The sequence below is a fragment of the Kribbella sp. NPDC049174 genome (genome assembly GCF_043197365.1).
Taxonomy (GTDB): Bacteria; Actinomycetota; Actinomycetes; order Propionibacteriales; family Kribbellaceae; genus Kribbella.
The window spans coordinates 475,929-491,533 of the sequence record NZ_JBICSZ010000002.1 but is presented as its reverse complement, the minus strand read 5'-3'; the positions used below and the strand labels follow the sequence as shown (position 1 = coordinate 491,533).

15 protein-coding genes are annotated in these 15,605 nt (G+C 68.5%); 7 read left to right on the top strand and 8 right to left on the bottom strand.

The window, feature by feature from the left end:
- Positions 1-11: 11 nt before the first annotated feature.
- From ACGFIF_RS12855 to ACGFIF_RS12840, 4 genes are all read right to left on the bottom strand, one after another.
- Positions 12-914 (bottom strand): carbohydrate ABC transporter permease, encoded by a 903-nt coding sequence (locus ACGFIF_RS12855; RefSeq protein ID WP_393154418.1) that lies wholly within the window; start codon positions 912-914, stop codon positions 12-14.
- A gap of 13 nt (positions 915-927) precedes the next feature.
- Positions 928-1,839: a carbohydrate ABC transporter permease gene (locus tag ACGFIF_RS12850; RefSeq protein ID WP_393154417.1), complete on the bottom strand. Its 912-nt coding sequence runs from the start codon at positions 1,837-1,839 to the stop codon at positions 928-930.
- Between the two features lie 80 nt (positions 1,840-1,919).
- Positions 1,920-3,341: an N-acetylglucosamine/diacetylchitobiose ABC transporter substrate-binding protein gene (gene ngcE, locus ACGFIF_RS12845; RefSeq protein ID WP_393154416.1), complete on the bottom strand. Its 1,422-nt coding sequence runs from the start codon at positions 3,339-3,341 to the stop codon at positions 1,920-1,922.
- 23 nt (positions 3,342-3,364) lie between these two features.
- Positions 3,365-4,153 carry a sugar isomerase domain-containing protein gene (locus tag ACGFIF_RS12840; RefSeq protein ID WP_393154415.1) on the bottom strand — a complete coding sequence of 263 codons (789 nt, stop codon included), beginning with the start codon at positions 4,151-4,153 and terminating at the stop codon, positions 3,365-3,367.
- Between the two features lie 257 nt (positions 4,154-4,410).
- Between ACGFIF_RS12840 and ACGFIF_RS12835 the strand changes: the two genes are divergently transcribed.
- Positions 4,411-5,400 (top strand): N-acetylglucosamine kinase, encoded by a 990-nt coding sequence (locus ACGFIF_RS12835; RefSeq protein ID WP_393154414.1) that lies wholly within the window; start codon positions 4,411-4,413, stop codon positions 5,398-5,400.
- Positions 5,401-5,421: 21 nt separating this feature from the next.
- Here ACGFIF_RS12835 and ACGFIF_RS12830 read toward each other — a convergent pair whose 3' ends face one another.
- Positions 5,422-5,808 (bottom strand): YciI family protein, encoded by a 387-nt coding sequence (locus ACGFIF_RS12830; RefSeq protein WP_393154413.1) that lies wholly within the window; start codon positions 5,806-5,808, stop codon positions 5,422-5,424.
- A gap of 247 nt (positions 5,809-6,055) precedes the next feature.
- Between ACGFIF_RS12830 and ACGFIF_RS12825 the strand changes: the two genes are divergently transcribed.
- From ACGFIF_RS12825 to ACGFIF_RS12815, 3 genes are read left to right on the top strand one after another with little or no spacing between them, the layout of a single operon-like run.
- A complete protein-coding gene (locus ACGFIF_RS12825) occupies positions 6,056-6,814 on the top strand; it encodes an alpha/beta fold hydrolase (RefSeq protein ID WP_393154412.1) in 759 nt (252 codons plus the stop codon).
- Positions 6,815-6,869: 55 nt separating this feature from the next.
- A complete protein-coding gene (locus ACGFIF_RS12820; protein WP_393154411.1) occupies positions 6,870-7,475 on the top strand; it encodes a helix-turn-helix domain-containing protein in 606 nt (201 codons plus the stop codon).
- A 2-nt stretch (positions 7,476-7,477) separates the two neighbouring features.
- Positions 7,478-8,743: an MFS transporter gene (locus ACGFIF_RS12815; protein WP_393154410.1), complete on the top strand. Its 1,266-nt coding sequence runs from the start codon at positions 7,478-7,480 to the stop codon at positions 8,741-8,743.
- Here the strand turns inward: ACGFIF_RS12815 and ACGFIF_RS12810 are convergent.
- On the bottom strand, positions 8,700-10,013 hold the full coding sequence (locus ACGFIF_RS12810; RefSeq protein WP_393154409.1) for a hemolysin family protein: 1,314 nt from the start codon (positions 10,011-10,013) through the stop codon (positions 8,700-8,702). The genes ACGFIF_RS12815 and ACGFIF_RS12810 overlap by 44 nt on opposite strands.
- A 167-nt stretch (positions 10,014-10,180) precedes the next feature.
- On the opposite strand from ACGFIF_RS12810, the gene galT reads away from it, so the two are divergent.
- Both galT and galK read left to right on the top strand, forming a co-directional pair.
- Entirely contained in the window at positions 10,181-11,227 is a 1,047-nt protein-coding gene (galT, locus tag ACGFIF_RS12805; protein ID WP_393154408.1) for a galactose-1-phosphate uridylyltransferase, read from the top strand.
- The gene (gene galK / locus ACGFIF_RS12800; RefSeq protein ID WP_393154407.1) at positions 11,224-12,354 is read left to right on the top strand and encodes a galactokinase; all 1,131 of its coding nucleotides are present in this window, start codon (positions 11,224-11,226) and stop codon (positions 12,352-12,354) included. Before galT ends, galK begins: the two co-directional genes overlap by 4 nt.
- On the opposite strand, the gene ACGFIF_RS12795 is transcribed toward galK, so the two are convergent.
- Entirely contained in the window at positions 12,328-13,551 is a 1,224-nt protein-coding gene (locus ACGFIF_RS12795; RefSeq protein WP_393154406.1) for an MFS transporter, read from the bottom strand. The two genes, galK and ACGFIF_RS12795, sit on opposite strands and share 27 nt — an antisense overlap.
- Positions 13,548-14,360 (bottom strand): DeoR/GlpR family DNA-binding transcription regulator, encoded by an 813-nt coding sequence (locus tag ACGFIF_RS12790; protein ID WP_393154405.1) that lies wholly within the window; start codon positions 14,358-14,360, stop codon positions 13,548-13,550. The genes ACGFIF_RS12795 and ACGFIF_RS12790 overlap by 4 nt, the downstream gene beginning before the upstream one ends.
- Positions 14,361-14,439: 79 nt before the next feature.
- On the opposite strand from ACGFIF_RS12790, the gene ACGFIF_RS12785 reads away from it, so the two are divergent.
- Positions 14,440-15,564, top strand: a complete 1,125-nt coding sequence (locus ACGFIF_RS12785) for a GNAT family N-acetyltransferase (RefSeq protein ID WP_393154404.1) — start codon at positions 14,440-14,442, stop codon at positions 15,562-15,564.
- Positions 15,565-15,605 lie beyond the last annotated feature (41 nt).

Sequence of the window (15,605 nt, the reverse complement as noted above, 5' to 3'; positions counted from 1 at the left end):
TCCCCGGCGGGCTACTTGAGGGTGGCGCCGGTGAGGCCGGCCTGGACCTGGCGGTAGAAGACCAGGTAGACCGCGATGACCGGGACCATGGCGATGGTCAGGGCGGCGAACAGCGTACCCCAGTCGTTCTCGTAGCGCTGGCTGCCCAGCAGGGTCGCGATGCCTTGGGAGAGAACCGGTTTCTCCGGGGACAGGAACGACGGCAGCACGAACTGGTTGAACTGACCCAGCACGTTGAAGATGCCGACGCTGATCAGGCCCGGCTTGGCCATCGGGAGCATCACCCGGAAGAACGTGGTCGTGTGGGAGGCCCCGTCGACCAGGGCGGCCTCGGCGATCGAGGTCGGCAACGTTCGGAAGAACGCGTGCATGAAGAACACGGTGAACGGCAGCGAGTAGGCGATGTAGACCAGGATCAGGCCCTGGTACGTCGACACCATCCCGAAGCCCTTGACCACGAAGAACAGCGGCACGATCGCCAGGAAGACCGGGAACATCATTCCGGCCGCGAACAGGTAATAGACGAACCGGTTGCCGGGGAACTCGTAGCGGGCCAGCACATAGGCCACCATCGAGCCGAACAGCATGGTGCCGAAGACACCGCCGGTCACCACGACCAGGCTGTTGAACAGGTACTGGCCGATGCCCTTGTCCCAGGCCTTGGTGTAGTTGGACCACAGCAGGTCCTTGGGCAGCGCCCACGGGTTGTCGCCGAAGATCTCGCCGGTGCTCTTCAGCGAGGCGATCACCGCCCACACGAACGGCACCACGACCAGGATGCTCCAGGCGATCAGCACCGTGTGGGAGAACACGTTGACCGGGCTGAAGGAACGCTCCTTGCCACCGGCCGGATGGGCCGCCGACTCGGTCTTCGGCCGGGTGTCCTCGACGTCGATCTGTACAGGTACGGTCATTTCCGGCGACCCCTCAGTATTCGATCCGCTCGCGGCGGGTGGCCCGGAGCAAGACGGCGGCGATGATCAGGGTCAGGAAGAACAGCACCACGCCCATCGCCGAGGCGTAACCGGCGCGGCCGTACTGGAACCCGTTGTCCGCGATCTGCAGACCCATCACCTGAGTGGAGTTGTCGGGCCCACCCGGTCCCGCTGTCATGACCGCGACCAGTGCGTACGCGTCGAGCGCGATGATGGCCAGGTACACCCACGACGTCTGGATGGTGTCCCAGAGCAGCGGCAGGGTGATCCGGAAGAACGTCGACAGCCGGCCCGCGCCGTCGATGATGGCGGCCTCGAAGATGTCCTTCGGTATCCCGGACATCGCCGCATTGAACAGCACCAGGTAGAACCCGACACTGCCCCAGATCAGCACCCACATCACGCAGTACAGCGCGATGTCGGGGTCGGCCAGGAACTCCGACGTTCCCAGCCCGAGCCGCTTGGTGACGGAGTTGGCCAGACCGGTGTCGGTCGAGGTCATCACCGTCGACCAGATGACGGCGATGACCGGGACCGCGAGGACCTGCGGGAGGAAGAACGCCAGCTTGTAGAAGCCGTTCCCCTTGACCCCCTGCACCCCCGCGGTGTTCGCCCGCCCGCCCACGTTGAGCAGGTAGGCGAACGTGAGGGCGAGGAAGATGGTGATCAGCGGGAGGCCGATCAGCAGGATCAGGTTGTGCCCGAGCGCCTGGCGGAACACCGAGTCGTTGGCGAGGGTCCGGAAGTTCTCCAGGCCCACGAACTTGAACTCCGGCGAGATCCCGGTCCAGTCGGTCAGGGAGTAGTAGAACGCCTGGACGAACGGCGAGATCACGAAGATCGCATACAACGCCAGTGGAATCGCGAGGAAACTCGCGACGAACCGATAACTGCCGTGCCGCATCTTTCTCCTAACAGCGCAGGGGCAGGTTCAGCTGGGCTGCGGGTCAAACTTCCCCCACAGCCCAGCATGCACCCAACTACTCAGGTACGGGTCTGCTTCACGGTCTTCGGGTCCTTGGCCGTGTCGTCCGCGATCTTCTGGGCACGGGTGCAGAACTCGTCGGCCGTGATGCGGGCGGCGGCAAGCTCTCCCCACACGCTGCGGATCGGCTTGTCCATCGTCGAGTACCACGCGGCGAAGTACGTCGTCCAGTTGTTGTCGCCACCGGACTTCAGCAGCGCGCCCGACGAGGACGCACCCGGGCTCAGCTTCAGACCTTCGCCGGCGCCCTTGACCACCGTCGGGGAACCGGTCAGCTCGGTGAACTTGCCGGCCGCTTCCTTCGACAGCATGATCCGCATGTACTCCAGGCCACCGGCCTTGTTCTTCGCCTTCTCCGGCACGATGAAGGGCTCACCGGCGGCGATCTCGGTGCAGTCGACCGGCAGCTTCGAGCCGTCCAGCAGCGGAGTGTAGGCCGCGGTGGTCTCGAAGTCCTTGGGCGCGACCGGCTTCTGCTCGTTCTCCAGCCAGGAGCCGGACGGGATGAACGCCGCCTTGCCCTGGTTCCAGGCCGTCTGGGACTGGATGTGGTCCAGACCCTCGGTGCCCTGCATGAAGTAGCCCTTGCCCTTGATCTCCAGGATCGCCTCGGCGGCGGCCTTGACCGACTCGTGCTTCCACGCGTTCGGCTCGAGCTCGTCGATCGCCTTGATGACGTCGTGGCCACCGTGCTTGACGGCCATGTCCATCATCACCTGGCCGATGTAGTACGGGTGCTTGCCCTGGTGCGCCATCGGCGCGATGCCGGCCTTCTTGATCTCCTCGCACAGGTCGAGGAACTCCTGCCAGGTCTTGGCCGGCTCCCAGCCGTTCTTGGCGAACAGGGGCTTGTTGTACCAGATCGCGTAGACGGTCAGCACGTAGTTGAGCAGCAGCGGCTTGCCGCTCAGCTGGGCCGCCTCCAGGGTGATCGGCTCGATCGAGTCGCGCACCTTCTTGCTCGCGTCGTCGATCGAGGCGGCGTCGAACAGCTGGGTCAGGTCAGCGAGCTGACCGGAGGTCGCCAGCGTCGATGCCGGCAGCGCCGAGGCGCCGGAGTTGTCGATCACGTCCGGCGGGTTGCCACCGTTGAACCGCGGCTGCAGCTGCGGCGTGATGTCGGTGATACCGGCGTGCTTGATCGTGGTCTCGGGGAACTTCTTCTTGTACATCTCCTCGTGGGCCTTGGCGTAGTCGTCGCCGTACCCGCCCTTGAAGATCACCACGTCCAGCGGGTCGGCCGCCTTCACCCCGAACGGGTTCTCGGCCGTTTGTTCGGCGCCGCCACCGCCGCCGGAGCTGTCTTCGCTGCCGCCACTGGCGCACGCCGCCAACAGCGTGCTGCCACCTGCGGTCAGCATCGTGCCGACCGCCGCGCGCTGCAGGAACAGCCGCCGCGACAAGTTGTTGGGAGTGGTCATGGGTCCCGCCTTCCGAGAGTGTTTCATGCAGTACGCCGGATCCGGCCGGCGTACTGTGCTTCAAGGGCGTGGTTGTGGTCGTCGCCACCGGGGATGTTCGCGGACAGGTAGACCGGTGCGGTCTCACCCGCCTCGGTCAGCCGGCGCAGGACCTCGGCGACCAGCATCTGCGCGAGCAGCGCGGCGGTGATGGACGACACCGCGCAGACCTTGCCACCATCGGGCAGGTCGAGCACGGAGTCGCCGTACGGCGCATGGTTGTCCAGCACCACGTCCGCGAAGTCGATCAGTTTCTTGCCGGACGGGTGGCGCGAGTCCATCCCGCCGGTGTGCTGCAGTGAGGTGATCGCGATCAGCGGGTGGCCCTTCTCCTTCACCACGGTGGCGAGCTCGACGATCGAGCCGTTCACACCGGAGTTGGACGCGATCACGAACAGGTCGGCCGGATGCGGCTCGGCCAGGTCGTAGAGCCGGCGCGCGATCGACGGGTCGCGTTCCAGTTCGCCGCCGCGGAGCAGCTCGATCGGCGCGCCGCCGAGCAGGACCAGGTCGCGCAAGGCGATCCGGTTGGTCGCGATCAGCCCGCCGGCCCGGCCGGCGATCTCCATCGCCAGCGCCTCGGAGTGCCCGGACCCGAAGGCCTGGATGACGCCGTTCGCCCGCAGCGCCTCGGTGAACAGTTCGGCGGCCTGCTGGATCGGGCCGTCGATCTGCTCGGTGACGGCGGCCATGATCGGGGTCAGCGCATGAACAAAAGCCTGCGCGCTCACCCCTCCGGTCTCCCCCGGTCCGCCCTGGTTACTGCTGGCCATCAGCGGCCCCACCCCTCGACTAATGTGTTCGCCGCGACACACCTGCTGCCGACAAGTGCGCAAGTTTGCGGTTTGCTGGACAGAACTTTTCTCAACTGGCAGCTAAAGTCAAGGCTCATCTCACTCTTCTCTCCAGATCGGGACCGTTGCGTGACCTTGTTTGCAGTTGTCCATTAGAGATCTCTTTCGAGCAGTTTGGAGCATCGCCAATGTCGGTAGAACGCCAACTGCCGGAACCTGCGGACTCAGTGGTCTTGATGCCAGCATCGGCACTGGTCCTGGGCGGCGACCTCGGCGGCACCTCCACCCGGATCGTGATCGCGGACCATGAGGGCAACGTAGTCGGTCGAGGGGCGGCAGCAGGCGGAAATCCGACCAGCCACCCCGCAAGTGCCGCGGCCAACTTCGGCCAGGCGCTTCACGCCGCGCTGGCCGGGCTGGACCCGACCGCGGTCAAAGCCGCCGTGATCGGCGCGGCGGGCGGGTCTGCCCTGGCCAGGCCCGACGTCCGGGCCCAGTTCGACGCCGCCTGGGACGGCGCCGGGCTGACCGGCGAGCCCGAGTTCATCGGCGACCTGGAGGTCGCCTTCGCCTCCGGTACGCCGGAGCCGGACGGCGTGGTGCTGATCGCGGGCACCGGCAGCGCGGCCGGCCTGGTCCGCGACCACCAGCTGGTCCGGACGGCCGACGGCCACGGCTGGCTGCTCGGCGACGACGGCTCCGGATTCTGGCTCGGCCGGGAGGCAGTGCGCAGTGTGCTGCGCAAACTGGATCTGGGTGAACCGATCGGTGTGCTCGGTCAGGCCGTCGTTCGCGCAGTACTCCCGGACCGGGACGAACACGCGATCTCCCAGCGCGAGGGGTACGACGTACTGCGCGACGACCTGATCCGCCAGGTGAACAGCCGGCCACCGGTGATGCTGGCCGAACTGGCCCGAACTGTGGTGTCGGCGTTCGAGCAGAACGACGAGACCGCACATGCGCTGGTGAAACGCGCAGCCGACTTGCTCACAGAAACGGTCGGGCGGCTCAGGACAACGTCGGACAAGGGCCCGATGGTCCTCGCGGGCAGTGTCGCGGGGGAATCATCTCCGGTCGGCCGGCTGATCCGGGAAACAATCCACCAGCACTTCTCCGGTGAGGTCCGCACCGCCCGGGACGGTGTCGGCGGCGCCACCTGGCTGGCCCTGGGCACCCTCGACCCGACCCTGGCCACCCGCGAGAACCACACCCGCCTGGTCAGCTGACCAGGCGGGGTTCGGTCCTGCCTACTCGAACGTCGAGACCGGGCGGAGCTCCACGCCGCTGCCGAACTCGGCTTCGGGGATGGTGGCTGCTATCTCTTCGGCGCGTTCGGGGGTGGCGACGTCGATGACGAAGACGCCGGCCAGCTGTTCCTTGGCCTCGGAGTAGGGGCCGTCGGTGGTGGCGCGGACGCCCTTGCGGACGCGGACCACCTTCGTCCGCGCCGGCGGCTCGAGCGGTTGGGCCACCACCAGTTCGCCCGAATCGGACAGCTCGGTGAGCAGCTTCTCCAGCTGGGCGGCCAGCGCATCGCGCGCCTTGGCCGGCAACCTCTGCCCTTCCTCGGTGTACAGGAAGGAGGGGTGGCCCCAGGTGATCGGGTTGCTGTGAATCAACAGCACGTACTTCATGACCGTTCCTTTCGGAGTCTGAGTGGATCTTCGCAGCAGAGGTCGGCGCCGCCCGGGACAACTCGACATTTCCCCTCTGGACATTGCCGGCTGCCCCGAAATGTCGAGTCCGCGGCCCGACGTCCGACGTACCGCTCGCGAACAGATCTCCGACCTAAGGTGAGTGACATGACGGACCCTCCGGCTGGCGGACGGCCGCACCCTGCACGTCTACGACACCGCGCCCGGCGACGACGGCCGGCTGCCGGTGTTCTGGCACCACGGCACCCCGAACCTGGGCGCCCCGCCCGAGCCGCTGTTCGAGGCCGGCGAGTGGCTCGGGATCCGGTGGATCTCGTTCGACCGGCCCGGGTACGGCGGCTCGACCGCGGCGCCGGGGCGGACGATGGCCTCGGTCGCGGCCGACCTGACCGCGGTCGCCGACGCGCTCGGGGTCGGCACCTTCGCGCTGATGGGCTACTCGGGCGGTGGCTCCTACGCGCTCGGCGCCGCAGCGGTCCTCCGCGAGCGGGTCGAGGCGGTGGCCACGTTCGCCGCCATCGCGCCGTACGACGCCCAGGGCCTCGACTGGTACGACGGCATGATCCCGGCCGGACTCGCCTCGCTCCGGGCCGCGGCCGCGGGCCGGGAGGCGAAGGTCGCGCACGAGACGTCCGGCGTCGAGTACGACCCGGAGTTCACCCCGGCCGACCTCGCCATGTTCGACGGGCCGTGGGGCTGGCTCGGGTCGGTCGCCGGTGACAAGTCGATGCCGAACGGACCGGACGGCCTGGTCGACGACGACTGTTCTTATGTCGTCCCGTGGGGCTGCGACCCGACCACCATCACCGCCCCCACCCTGCTCTGCCACGGCGAGGACGACGGCATCATCCCCAGCTCGCACGGCAGCTGGCTGGTCGAGCACATCCCGTCGGCGGCGCTGCGCCTCTCCCCGGGCGACAGCCACATCTCCGTCCTCGCCCACGCCGAGCCCGCGCTCGAGTGGATCCGCGAACAGACCGGCTGACAAACATTCCAAGCAACAGCTTGACATCTGATCCGTCGCGGCGCATATTCCAAGCATGTCTTTGGAGAGTGACCCGCGGCGGATGCGGTTGCTGGACGATCCACTCGCGATCCGGGCGATGGCTCACCCGGTCCGGCTGGATCTCATGACGTTGCTGGGCCGGGAGGGGCCGCTGACCGCGGCGGACGCGGCCCGCACCCTCGGGATCAGCCAGGCGCTGGCCTCCCATCACCTTCGGCAGTTGGCGAAGTACGAGTTCGTCGAGCCGGCACCGGGCAAGGACAACCGGGAGCGGCCCTGGCGAGTGGTCTCGACGTCACAGTCGTGGCGAGAGGCCTCGCGCACACCTGAAGGCGCCGCGGCTGCCGACGTACTCGAGCAACTGCTGGCCGAGCGGGCGCTGGACTCGCTCGCCAAGTGGCAGCAGCAGCGGGTGAACGAGGACCCGATCTGGCGAGACAACTCGGGCATCGGGAACACCGGCTTCTACCTGACCGGAGAAGAGCTGCAGGAGCTGACCGCGCAGATCGACGCACTGCTCAAGCGGTACGTCGACGAGCGGCCGATCGACGACAAGTCCACCCGCCCGCCCGGCAGCCGGCACGTCTCCATGACGCAGATCGTCACGATCTCACCCGAGACCGCGGATCCCGAGCAGTAGCCGTGAAAGAACTGTGGGGCGTGCTCGCGCGGCAGCGCGACTACCGACTGGTGCTGAGCGCGGGGCTCGTGTCGCTCACCGGCGACTGGATCCTCAAGACCGGCCTGGCCTTCCAGGTGTACCTCCTGACCGGATCGACACTGGCCTCCGGCGGCCTGCTGCTCTCGTCGTTCGTGCCGATGGTCGTGCTCGGTTCGCTGGCCGGCGTCTTCGTCGACCGCTGGGACCGGCGACGGACGATGATCGCCACCAATCTGCTCCACGCGGTTCTCCTGCTTCCGCTGCTCGCCGTCCGCGACGAGAGCGCGATCTGGATCGTGTACGCCGTCGTCCTCGCGCAGAGCTGTTTGCAGCAGTTCTTCCGCCCGGCCGAGCAGTCGCTGATCCCGGCCCTGGTCGAGCCACGGCAACTGGTGACAGCCAACGCACTGAACAGTCAGACCAGCGACATCGCCCGGCTGATCGGTGCGGGGATCGGTGGACTACTCGCGGGGCTTGGCGGATTGCCGCTGCTGGCGGTCGTGGACGCCGCGACCTTCCTCCTCGCCGCGGGGCTCATCGTCCGAGTCCGGTATCGCGTCGTCCGCACGCTTGCCCGGTCGGCCAGCGGTGCGATCGAGCGGCTGAAGGCGGAATGGACCGAGGGTCTCCGGCTGTGTGTCGCGAGCCCGGCGATGCGGTTGCTGTTCGTGTTCTGCCTGGTGACCGGTGTCGGTGAAGGGGTGATGAGCACGCTGTTCGCGCCGTTCGTGTCGGCCGAGCTCGGCGGCGACGGGACGGCGTACGGCTTGATTCTGTCGTCGCAGGCGGTGGGCGGGATCGTCGGCGGACTGGCCGCGGCCGCGATCGGCTCACGGTTGCCAGCAGCAACGATGTGGGGTGTCGGGGCGTTCCTGTTCGGGCTGATCGACCTGGCGTTGTTCTGCTATCCGCTGGTCACCGACAGTCTGATCCCCGCGTTCGTCTGCATGCTCATCGTCGGCCTGCCGGGCGCGTTCATCGTTGCCGGCATGATGACGGTGCTCCAGCGGCTCACCGAGGACACGTCCCGCGGCCGGATCTTCGGCGCCATCTCCGCGGCCGAGGGCGTGGCCGTCCTGGTCGGGATCGCCTCGGCCGGTGTCCTCGGCGACCTGGTCGGCATCATCCCGGTCCTGGTCTTCCAGGGCCTCGGCTACGTCGTCGGCGGCGCGGTCGTCCTCACCCGCCGGCGGATGCTTTCGGTCACGGCTCCTCAGCAGGAACTGGTTGGTCATCCGTCGGCTTGACCCGGTGGATACGGACCCGGGCGACCCGGCGGCCGTCCATCACCGTGACGGTGAGGGTGTGGCCGTCGACCCGGGCCTCGTCGCCGGTGGCGGGGACGCGGCCGAGTTGGGCGGCGAGGAAACCGCCGACCGTCTCGTAAGGACCGTCGGGGAGTTCGACGCCGGTCTCGTCGGCGAAGTCGTCGAGGTTGAGCAGACCGTCGACCTCGATGTCGCCGCTACGCAGGCGGGTGGTCTCGAGCGACTCCTCGTCGTACTCGTCCTTGATGTCGCCGATCAGCTCCTCGACCAGGTCCTCCAGCGTGACGATGCCCGCCGTACCGCCGTACTCGTCCAGGACGATGGCCAGGTGGGTCGATCGCCGGCGCATCTCGGTCAGCGTGGGCAGCAACTTCGCGGTGTCCGGCAGCTGCAGCACGTCGCGGGCCAGGTCGCCGACCCGGACCGAGCGGGACGCGACGGCGGGGTCGAACAGGTCGCGGACGTGGACGAACCCGACGATGTCGTCGGCCGAGCCGTTCATCACCGGGTAGCGCGAGTGCGGCCGCTCGGCGGCGAACTTGACCGCCTTGTAGGCCGGCATCTCCGAGTCGATGAAGTCGACCTCGGTGCGCGGCAGCATCAGCTCGCGCAACTGCCGGCTGCCGGCCTCGAACACGTCGTCGACGATCCGGCGCTCCTCCTCGCCGAGTGATTCATGCGCCGAGACCAGGTCGCGCAACTCCTCGTCCGACATCACCTCACGGTTCGCGTTCGGATCGCCACCGAGAGCGCGCACGACCAGGTCGGTCGACCTGGACAGCAGCCAGATCACCGGCCGGGCGATGGACGCGATCCGGTCCACCAGCGGAGCCAGGCCGAGCGCGAACGTCTCGGCCCGCTGCAGCGCGAGCCGCTTGGCCGCCAGCTCGCCGATCACGATCGAGACGTAGGAGATGAGGATGGTGATCAGCACCAGCGCGACCGTGCCGGCCACCGATTCGGGCAGACCGAGGTCCTGCAGGTGCGGGGCCAGGCCGTCCGCGAGCGTCGCGCCACCGAAGGCGGCGGACAGGAAGCCCATCAGGGTCACGCCGATCTGGACGGCGGACAGGAAACGATTCGGGTTGGCGGCCACCCGGGCCACCGTCTCGCCGCGCTTGCCCCGGTGGGCGATCGACTTGAGCTGGCTCTCCCGGAGCGAGACCAGGGCCATCTCGGCGGCGGCGAAGACGCCACCGATCAGGACGAAGACGAAGATCAGGACGATATTGAGCAGGGTCTCGTTCATGGGTGGGAGTTCCTAGCGCCCTCTCGTCAGATGTCGAGAGGGCGTGCGTTGGGCGTAGTCGTCCATCTATTTAGCCTACCGGTGTCAAGTATCACGATGCATGTTCGAGTTTGTTGGTTTACGATGATTCCTGGCCGTCGGTGTCCGGCGGCCGGGAGGGTCACACGATGAACACACCGCGCGGCGCGCGCCGTACGGACACCAAGCTGTCCGACGGCCGCGAGCTGATCTACTACGACCCGGCCGACGCGCCGGCCCGGGTGCCGCTCGAGGACACCCGCGGTCTGCCGGCCCCGCAGCCGCAGGTGGACCTGCGGACCGATCCGCTCACCGGTGACGTCATCACGTACGCGACCCACCGCAACACCCGGACTTACCTGCCGCCGGCCGACCAGTGTCCGCTGTGCGCGAGCAAGCCGGGCAACCCGACCGAGATCCCGGACCACGACTACAACGTCGCCGTGTTCGAGAACCGGTTCCCGTCCTTCGCCGGCCCGGGCCGGACCGAGGTGGTCTGCTTCACCAGCGACCACAACCAGTCGTTCACCGACCTGTCCCAGGGCCAGGCCCGGCTGGTGGTCGACACCTGGGCGGACCGGACCGCCGAGCTGAGCGCCCGTGACGACGTCGAGCACGTCTTCCCGTTCGAGAACCGCGGCCGTGAGATCGGTGTGACGCTGAGCCACCCGCACGGCCAGATCTACGCCTACCCGTTCCTGCCGCCGCGGATGCGGACCCTGATGGCCCGCGCCCGCGAGCACCAGGCGGTTGCCGGCAGCAACCTGTTCGCCGACATCCTGGCCGCGGAGAAGAAGGACGGCGCCCGGGTCGTCACGCAGAACACCAACTGGACCGCGTTCGTGCCGGAGGCGGCCCGCTGGCCGGTCGAGGTGCACCTGTACCCGCACCGCCAGGTCGCCGACATCAGCGAGCTGTCGGTCGGCGAGCGCGACGACTTCGCCGAGCTCTACCTCGACGTCCTGCAACGGCTCGACGGCCTGTACGGCGACCCGCTGCCGTACATCGCCGCCTGGCACCAGGCCCCGGTCCGGATCGATCGCGAGCTCGGCTACCTGCACCTCGAGGTGTTGTCGATCCGCCGGGCCGCGGACAAGATCAAGTACTTGGCCGGCTCGGAGTCCGGCATGGGCGCGTTCATCAGTGACACCCGGCCGGAGGATGTGGCCGAGACTCTGCGGAAGGTGGGTTCGTGAGCTCGTTCGAGGACGTCTTCGGGGTCGCGCCGGAGGGCAGCTGGCGAGCGCCCGGCCGGGTCAACCTGATCGGCGAGCACACCGACTACAACGACGGCCTGGTGCTGCCGATCGCCCTGCCGAACCGCATCCAGGTGACCGCGTCGAAGCGTGACGACGGCCGGATCGCGGTCGCGTCGAGCGGTCACTCGGGCGTGATCGAGTTCGCCATCGACGAGCTGGCTCCGGGTTCGGTCGGCGACTGGGCGGCGTACCCGGCCGGCGCGGCCTGGATCCTGCGTGAGTCCGGCTACCCGATCGGCGGCGCCAACCTGCTGGTCGACTCCGACCTGCCGTCCGGCGCCGGTCTGTCCTCGTCCGCCGCCCTGCTGTGTGCGACCTCGGTTGCCCTGCTCGGACTGCGCGACATCGAGGTCGACCCGGCGGAGGTCGCCCGGCTCGCACAGAAGGCCGAGAACCGGTACGTCGGTGCGCCGGTCGGCCTGATGGACCAGATGGCGTCGATGTGCTGCACCGCCGGGCACGCCCTGTACTTCGACATCCGCGCGATGTCCACCGACCAGATCCCGTTCGACCCGGCCGCCGACGGTCTCGCGCTGCTGGTCGTCGACGTGAAGGCCCCGCACCGGCACGTCGACGGCGAGTACGCCGCCCGCCGGAAGAGCTGCGAGGAGGCCGCGGCCGTGCTCGGCGTACCGGCCCTGCGCTCCATCGCGTACGACGACCTCGCCGAAGCACTCGATCGGCTGCCGGACGACGTCGTACGCCGCCGGGTGCGGCACGTGGTGACGGAGATCCGCCGGGTCGAGGAGGCGGTCGAGCTGATGCGCTCCGGCCGGCTGCGCGACGTCGGGCCGCTGTTCACCGCGTCGCACGCGTCACTGCGCGACGACTTCAAGATCACCGTGCCGGAGCTGGATGTCGCGGTCGACACCGCCCTCGAAGCCGGCGCGCTCGGCGCCCGCATGACCGGCGGTGGTTTCGGCGGCTGCATCATCGCCCTGACCGAGGCCGAGTCGGCGGACGCCGTACTGTCGGCCATCGAGAAGGCCTTCGCGGAGCATGGCTTCCGTACGCCGACCGCGCTGGCCGCGGATCCGTCAGCCGGGGCGTCCCGGGTCGACTGACAGCTCCCGTTTGATCAACGGGGCGAAGGCGAGGGTGGCGGCGACCTGTAACAGGCCCATTACCAGGTACGGCGTCTGTAAGTCGGTGCGATGGGCGAGGACTCCCGCACCGACCGCACCCGCCGGCGCGGCGCAGAATGCGACCATCCGGTACACCGCGGTCACCCGGCCGAGCAGCTCGGCCGGCACGATCCGCTGCCGCAGCGAGATCGAGATGACGTTCCACCAGGTGCTGCCGAAACCCATCAGCACGGCGCCGGGGATGATCAGCGCGAGCTCGCTCGCCACTCCGAACACGACGACCGCGAAGCCGAGCACCAGCATCGAGATGATCAGGTTCTTGAAGGTCGAGAGGCGGCGTGCCAGCCGGGGTGCGAGCGCCGCGCCGACGACTCCGCCGACCGCGTACGTCGCGACCAGCCAGCCGAACCAGGCCTCCGGCAGGTGCAGCGCCTCCAGTACATAGAGGACAAGGATCGCGACGATGCCCGCGCCGACCGCGTTCGCGACCAGGAGCAGCAGGCACAGCGTTCGCAGCAGCTTGTGCCGCCAGAGATAGAGCAGTCCTTCTTTCAGCTCCCGGCCGAGGTTCCGGTCCGGCGACACCGCCCGGGCCGGGGCGGCACGCCGTACCAGGAAGACCAGTACGGCGGCGGCCGCGAACGAGATGGCGTCGACCATGATCGGCAGGCCGTGATGCAGGACGAACAACACCGCACCGAGCGGCGGGCCGATCAGGTTCGCCAGCAGGACCAGCGCGGCCTGGTTGTAGCCGTTGGCCCGCTCCAGCGCGGTGGCGGCGACGAGGTCCGGGATCACCACCGCGGACGCGTTGTCGAAGAACGGCGCGAGCATGCCGAGCAGGAACCCGGTGATCAGCAGCAGCGGGATGCTCTCCTGGCCCAACAGGACGACGACCGCGAACGCGCCGGCGATGACGGCCCGGATCGCGTCGACGATCCACATCGTGGTGGTACGGCGCCAGCGGTCGACCATCACGCCCGACACCAGGCCGAGCAGCAGCCAGCCGATCCCGGTGACGGCTTCGGTGAGCGAGACGACGCGCGGGTCGCGACTCATCGATGCGGCCAGCAGCGGCAACGCCCCGAAGGTGATGCCGTCCCCGAGGAAGGAGATGGCGCCGGCGGTCCAGAGAACCCAGTACGGCCTACCGAGAGGGGCCTCTCGGGCCCTCATGAAGCAATGATCAGCTCACAGCCCGTGTCGCGCATGGCTTTGCGGGCGGGGGTGGACAGGCCGGCGTCGGTGACGATGACGTCGAGGTCCGCCCAGGTGGCGAACGTACTCAGTCCGACCGTGCCCCACTTGGTGTGGTCGGCGACGACGACCACCTCGCGACTCGCGGCGATGAAGGACCGGTTGGTCTCGGCCTCCATCAGGTTCGGGGTGCTCAGCCCGTGCTCGGCGTCGACGCCGTGCGCACCGAGGAAGAGCAGGTCGAGGTGCAGCGAGCCCAGCGCGGCCGTCGCGATCGGGCCGACCAGCGCGTCGGAGGGCGTCCGGATGCCACCGATCAGGACGACGGTGCGGTCGGAGCGGCTGTTGCCGTGGAACACGTCGGCGATCCGGGCCGAGTTCGTCACGACGGTCAGGTTCTCCACCCGGAGCAACTGGCGGGCCAGTGCGTACGTCGTGGTGCCGGCGCCGATGCCGATCGCGCTGTCCGGCTGGACCCGGCTGGCCGCCTCGGCCGCGATCGCCTGCTTGGCCGCGGACTCCTGGGTCAGCTTGGCGTCGAACCCCGGCTCGTGCGCGCTGCGCAGCCCGACCGAAGTGGCGCCACCGTGCACCTTGTGCAGCAGGCCACTGGAGTCCAGCGCGTCCAGGTCGCGCCGGATCGTCATGTCGGACACACCGAACCGATCGACCAGTTCGGCGACCGTGACCGCACCCCGACTGTTGACCTCGGCAACGATCGTGGCCTGGCGCTGAGCGGCCAGCTGCCCTCCCCGGCCCCGCGGTGCCTCTGCTCCGGCTGCGTTCACGGTCCACAGCCTAGTGTGGATAGGCCTGTCTGTCAGGGAAATGCATTGCTCCGGTGATTGCGTCACGTCACCCTGAAGTATGCGATTCCCCGACGACGTGCCGGTGCTGACCGATGACGTGGTGACCCTGCGTGCGCACACCGAGGCCGATATCGACCCCGCCTACCTGATGTGCCAGGACCCGGAGATGCAGCGCTGGACCACCATCCCGGTCCCCTACCGGCGCGAACACGCGGTCAGCTTCCTGACCGAGATCATCCCGACCGGCTGGCGCAACGGCGGCATGTGGGCCTGGGCGATCGAGTACGACGGTCAGTACGCCGGCACCATCGATCTGCGCGACGGCGAGGGCGGGGTCGGTGAGGTCGGGTTCGCGCTGGCACCGGAGGTCCGGGATGCCGGGGTGATGACTCGGGCGCTGAAGCTGGTGGTCCGGTACGCGTTCGACGTGCTCGGCTGGGACCGGGTGATCTGGCGCGCGTTCGTCGGCAACTGGGGTTCGCGCCGGGTCGCGTGGAAGGCCGGGTTCCGCGGCCTGGTCGTCGTACCAGGGGGTGGGAAGGCTCGGGGTGTGCGGTACGACGAGTGGGTCGCCACGGTCGGAAAGGACGGTGCACTCGAGCCGCAGGGCAACTGGTGGCCGGTGACTGTGCTCGAAGGGAACGGGCTTCGATTGCGTCCGTTCCGCCCGGCGGACGCGGAGCGGATCGTCGAGGCGTGCAACGACGAGCGGACGCACTACTGGCTGGCCGGGCTGCCGTCGCCGTACACCTTGGAGGACGCGAAGACCTTCATGGAGGGCCGGCAGGAACCACGGGCGATCGGTGAGGGTGTCTCCTGGGCGGTCGCAGACCTCGCGACCGACGAACTGCTGGGATGCGTGAGCGTCTTTGGCATGAACCACCGGCTGGACAAGACCGTGGGTGAGATCGGGTACTGGATGCACCCCGGTGCGCGTGGCCGCAAGGTGATGTCGACCGCGGTCGGGCTGATCATCGATCACGCCTTCACGCCAGTCGCGGAGGGCGGTCTGGGCCGGCGGCGACTCGTGCTGTTCGCTGCCGATGGCAACAGTGCGTCGGCGCACGTTGCCGAGGTCAACGGCTTCACCCGGTTCGGCACCGAGCGGGCCGCATCGGCGCGACGGGACGGTTCGTACGTCGACCACCTCGGCTTCGACCTGCTCGCGTCCGAGCGGGATTGACCGGCGAGCCCGGGAAATCGGTTGGCGCCGAGGGGTTGCCG

What these genes read in the sequence shown, in the direction of transcription:
- ACGFIF_RS12820 (WP_393154411.1), top strand. Translation starts at nt 6,870, where the DNA reads ATGTCTTTGGAGAGTGACCCGCGGCGGATGCGGTTGCTGGACGATCCA.
- ACGFIF_RS12840 (WP_393154415.1), bottom strand. Translation starts at nt 4,153, where the DNA reads ATGGCCAGCAGTAACCAGGGCGGACCGGGGGAGACCGGAGGGGTGAGC.
- ACGFIF_RS12855 (WP_393154418.1), bottom strand. Translation starts at nt 914, where the DNA reads ATGACCGTACCTGTACAGATCGACGTCGAGGACACCCGGCCGAAGACC.
- ACGFIF_RS12795 (WP_393154406.1), bottom strand. Translation starts at nt 13,551, where the DNA reads ATGAGGGCCCGAGAGGCCCCTCTCGGTAGGCCGTACTGGGTTCTCTGG.
- galT (WP_393154408.1), top strand. Translation starts at nt 10,181, where the DNA reads ATGAACACACCGCGCGGCGCGCGCCGTACGGACACCAAGCTGTCCGAC.
- ACGFIF_RS12835 (WP_393154414.1), top strand. Translation starts at nt 4,411, where the DNA reads ATGCCAGCATCGGCACTGGTCCTGGGCGGCGACCTCGGCGGCACCTCC.
- ACGFIF_RS12785 (WP_393154404.1), top strand. Translation starts at nt 14,440, where the DNA reads ATGCGATTCCCCGACGACGTGCCGGTGCTGACCGATGACGTGGTGACC.
- ACGFIF_RS12830 (WP_393154413.1), bottom strand. Translation starts at nt 5,808, where the DNA reads ATGAAGTACGTGCTGTTGATTCACAGCAACCCGATCACCTGGGGCCAC.
- ACGFIF_RS12850 (WP_393154417.1), bottom strand. Translation starts at nt 1,839, where the DNA reads ATGCGGCACGGCAGTTATCGGTTCGTCGCGAGTTTCCTCGCGATTCCA.
- ACGFIF_RS12810 (WP_393154409.1), bottom strand. Translation starts at nt 10,013, where the DNA reads ATGAACGAGACCCTGCTCAATATCGTCCTGATCTTCGTCTTCGTCCTG.
- ngcE (WP_393154416.1), bottom strand. Translation starts at nt 3,341, where the DNA reads ATGACCACTCCCAACAACTTGTCGCGGCGGCTGTTCCTGCAGCGCGCG.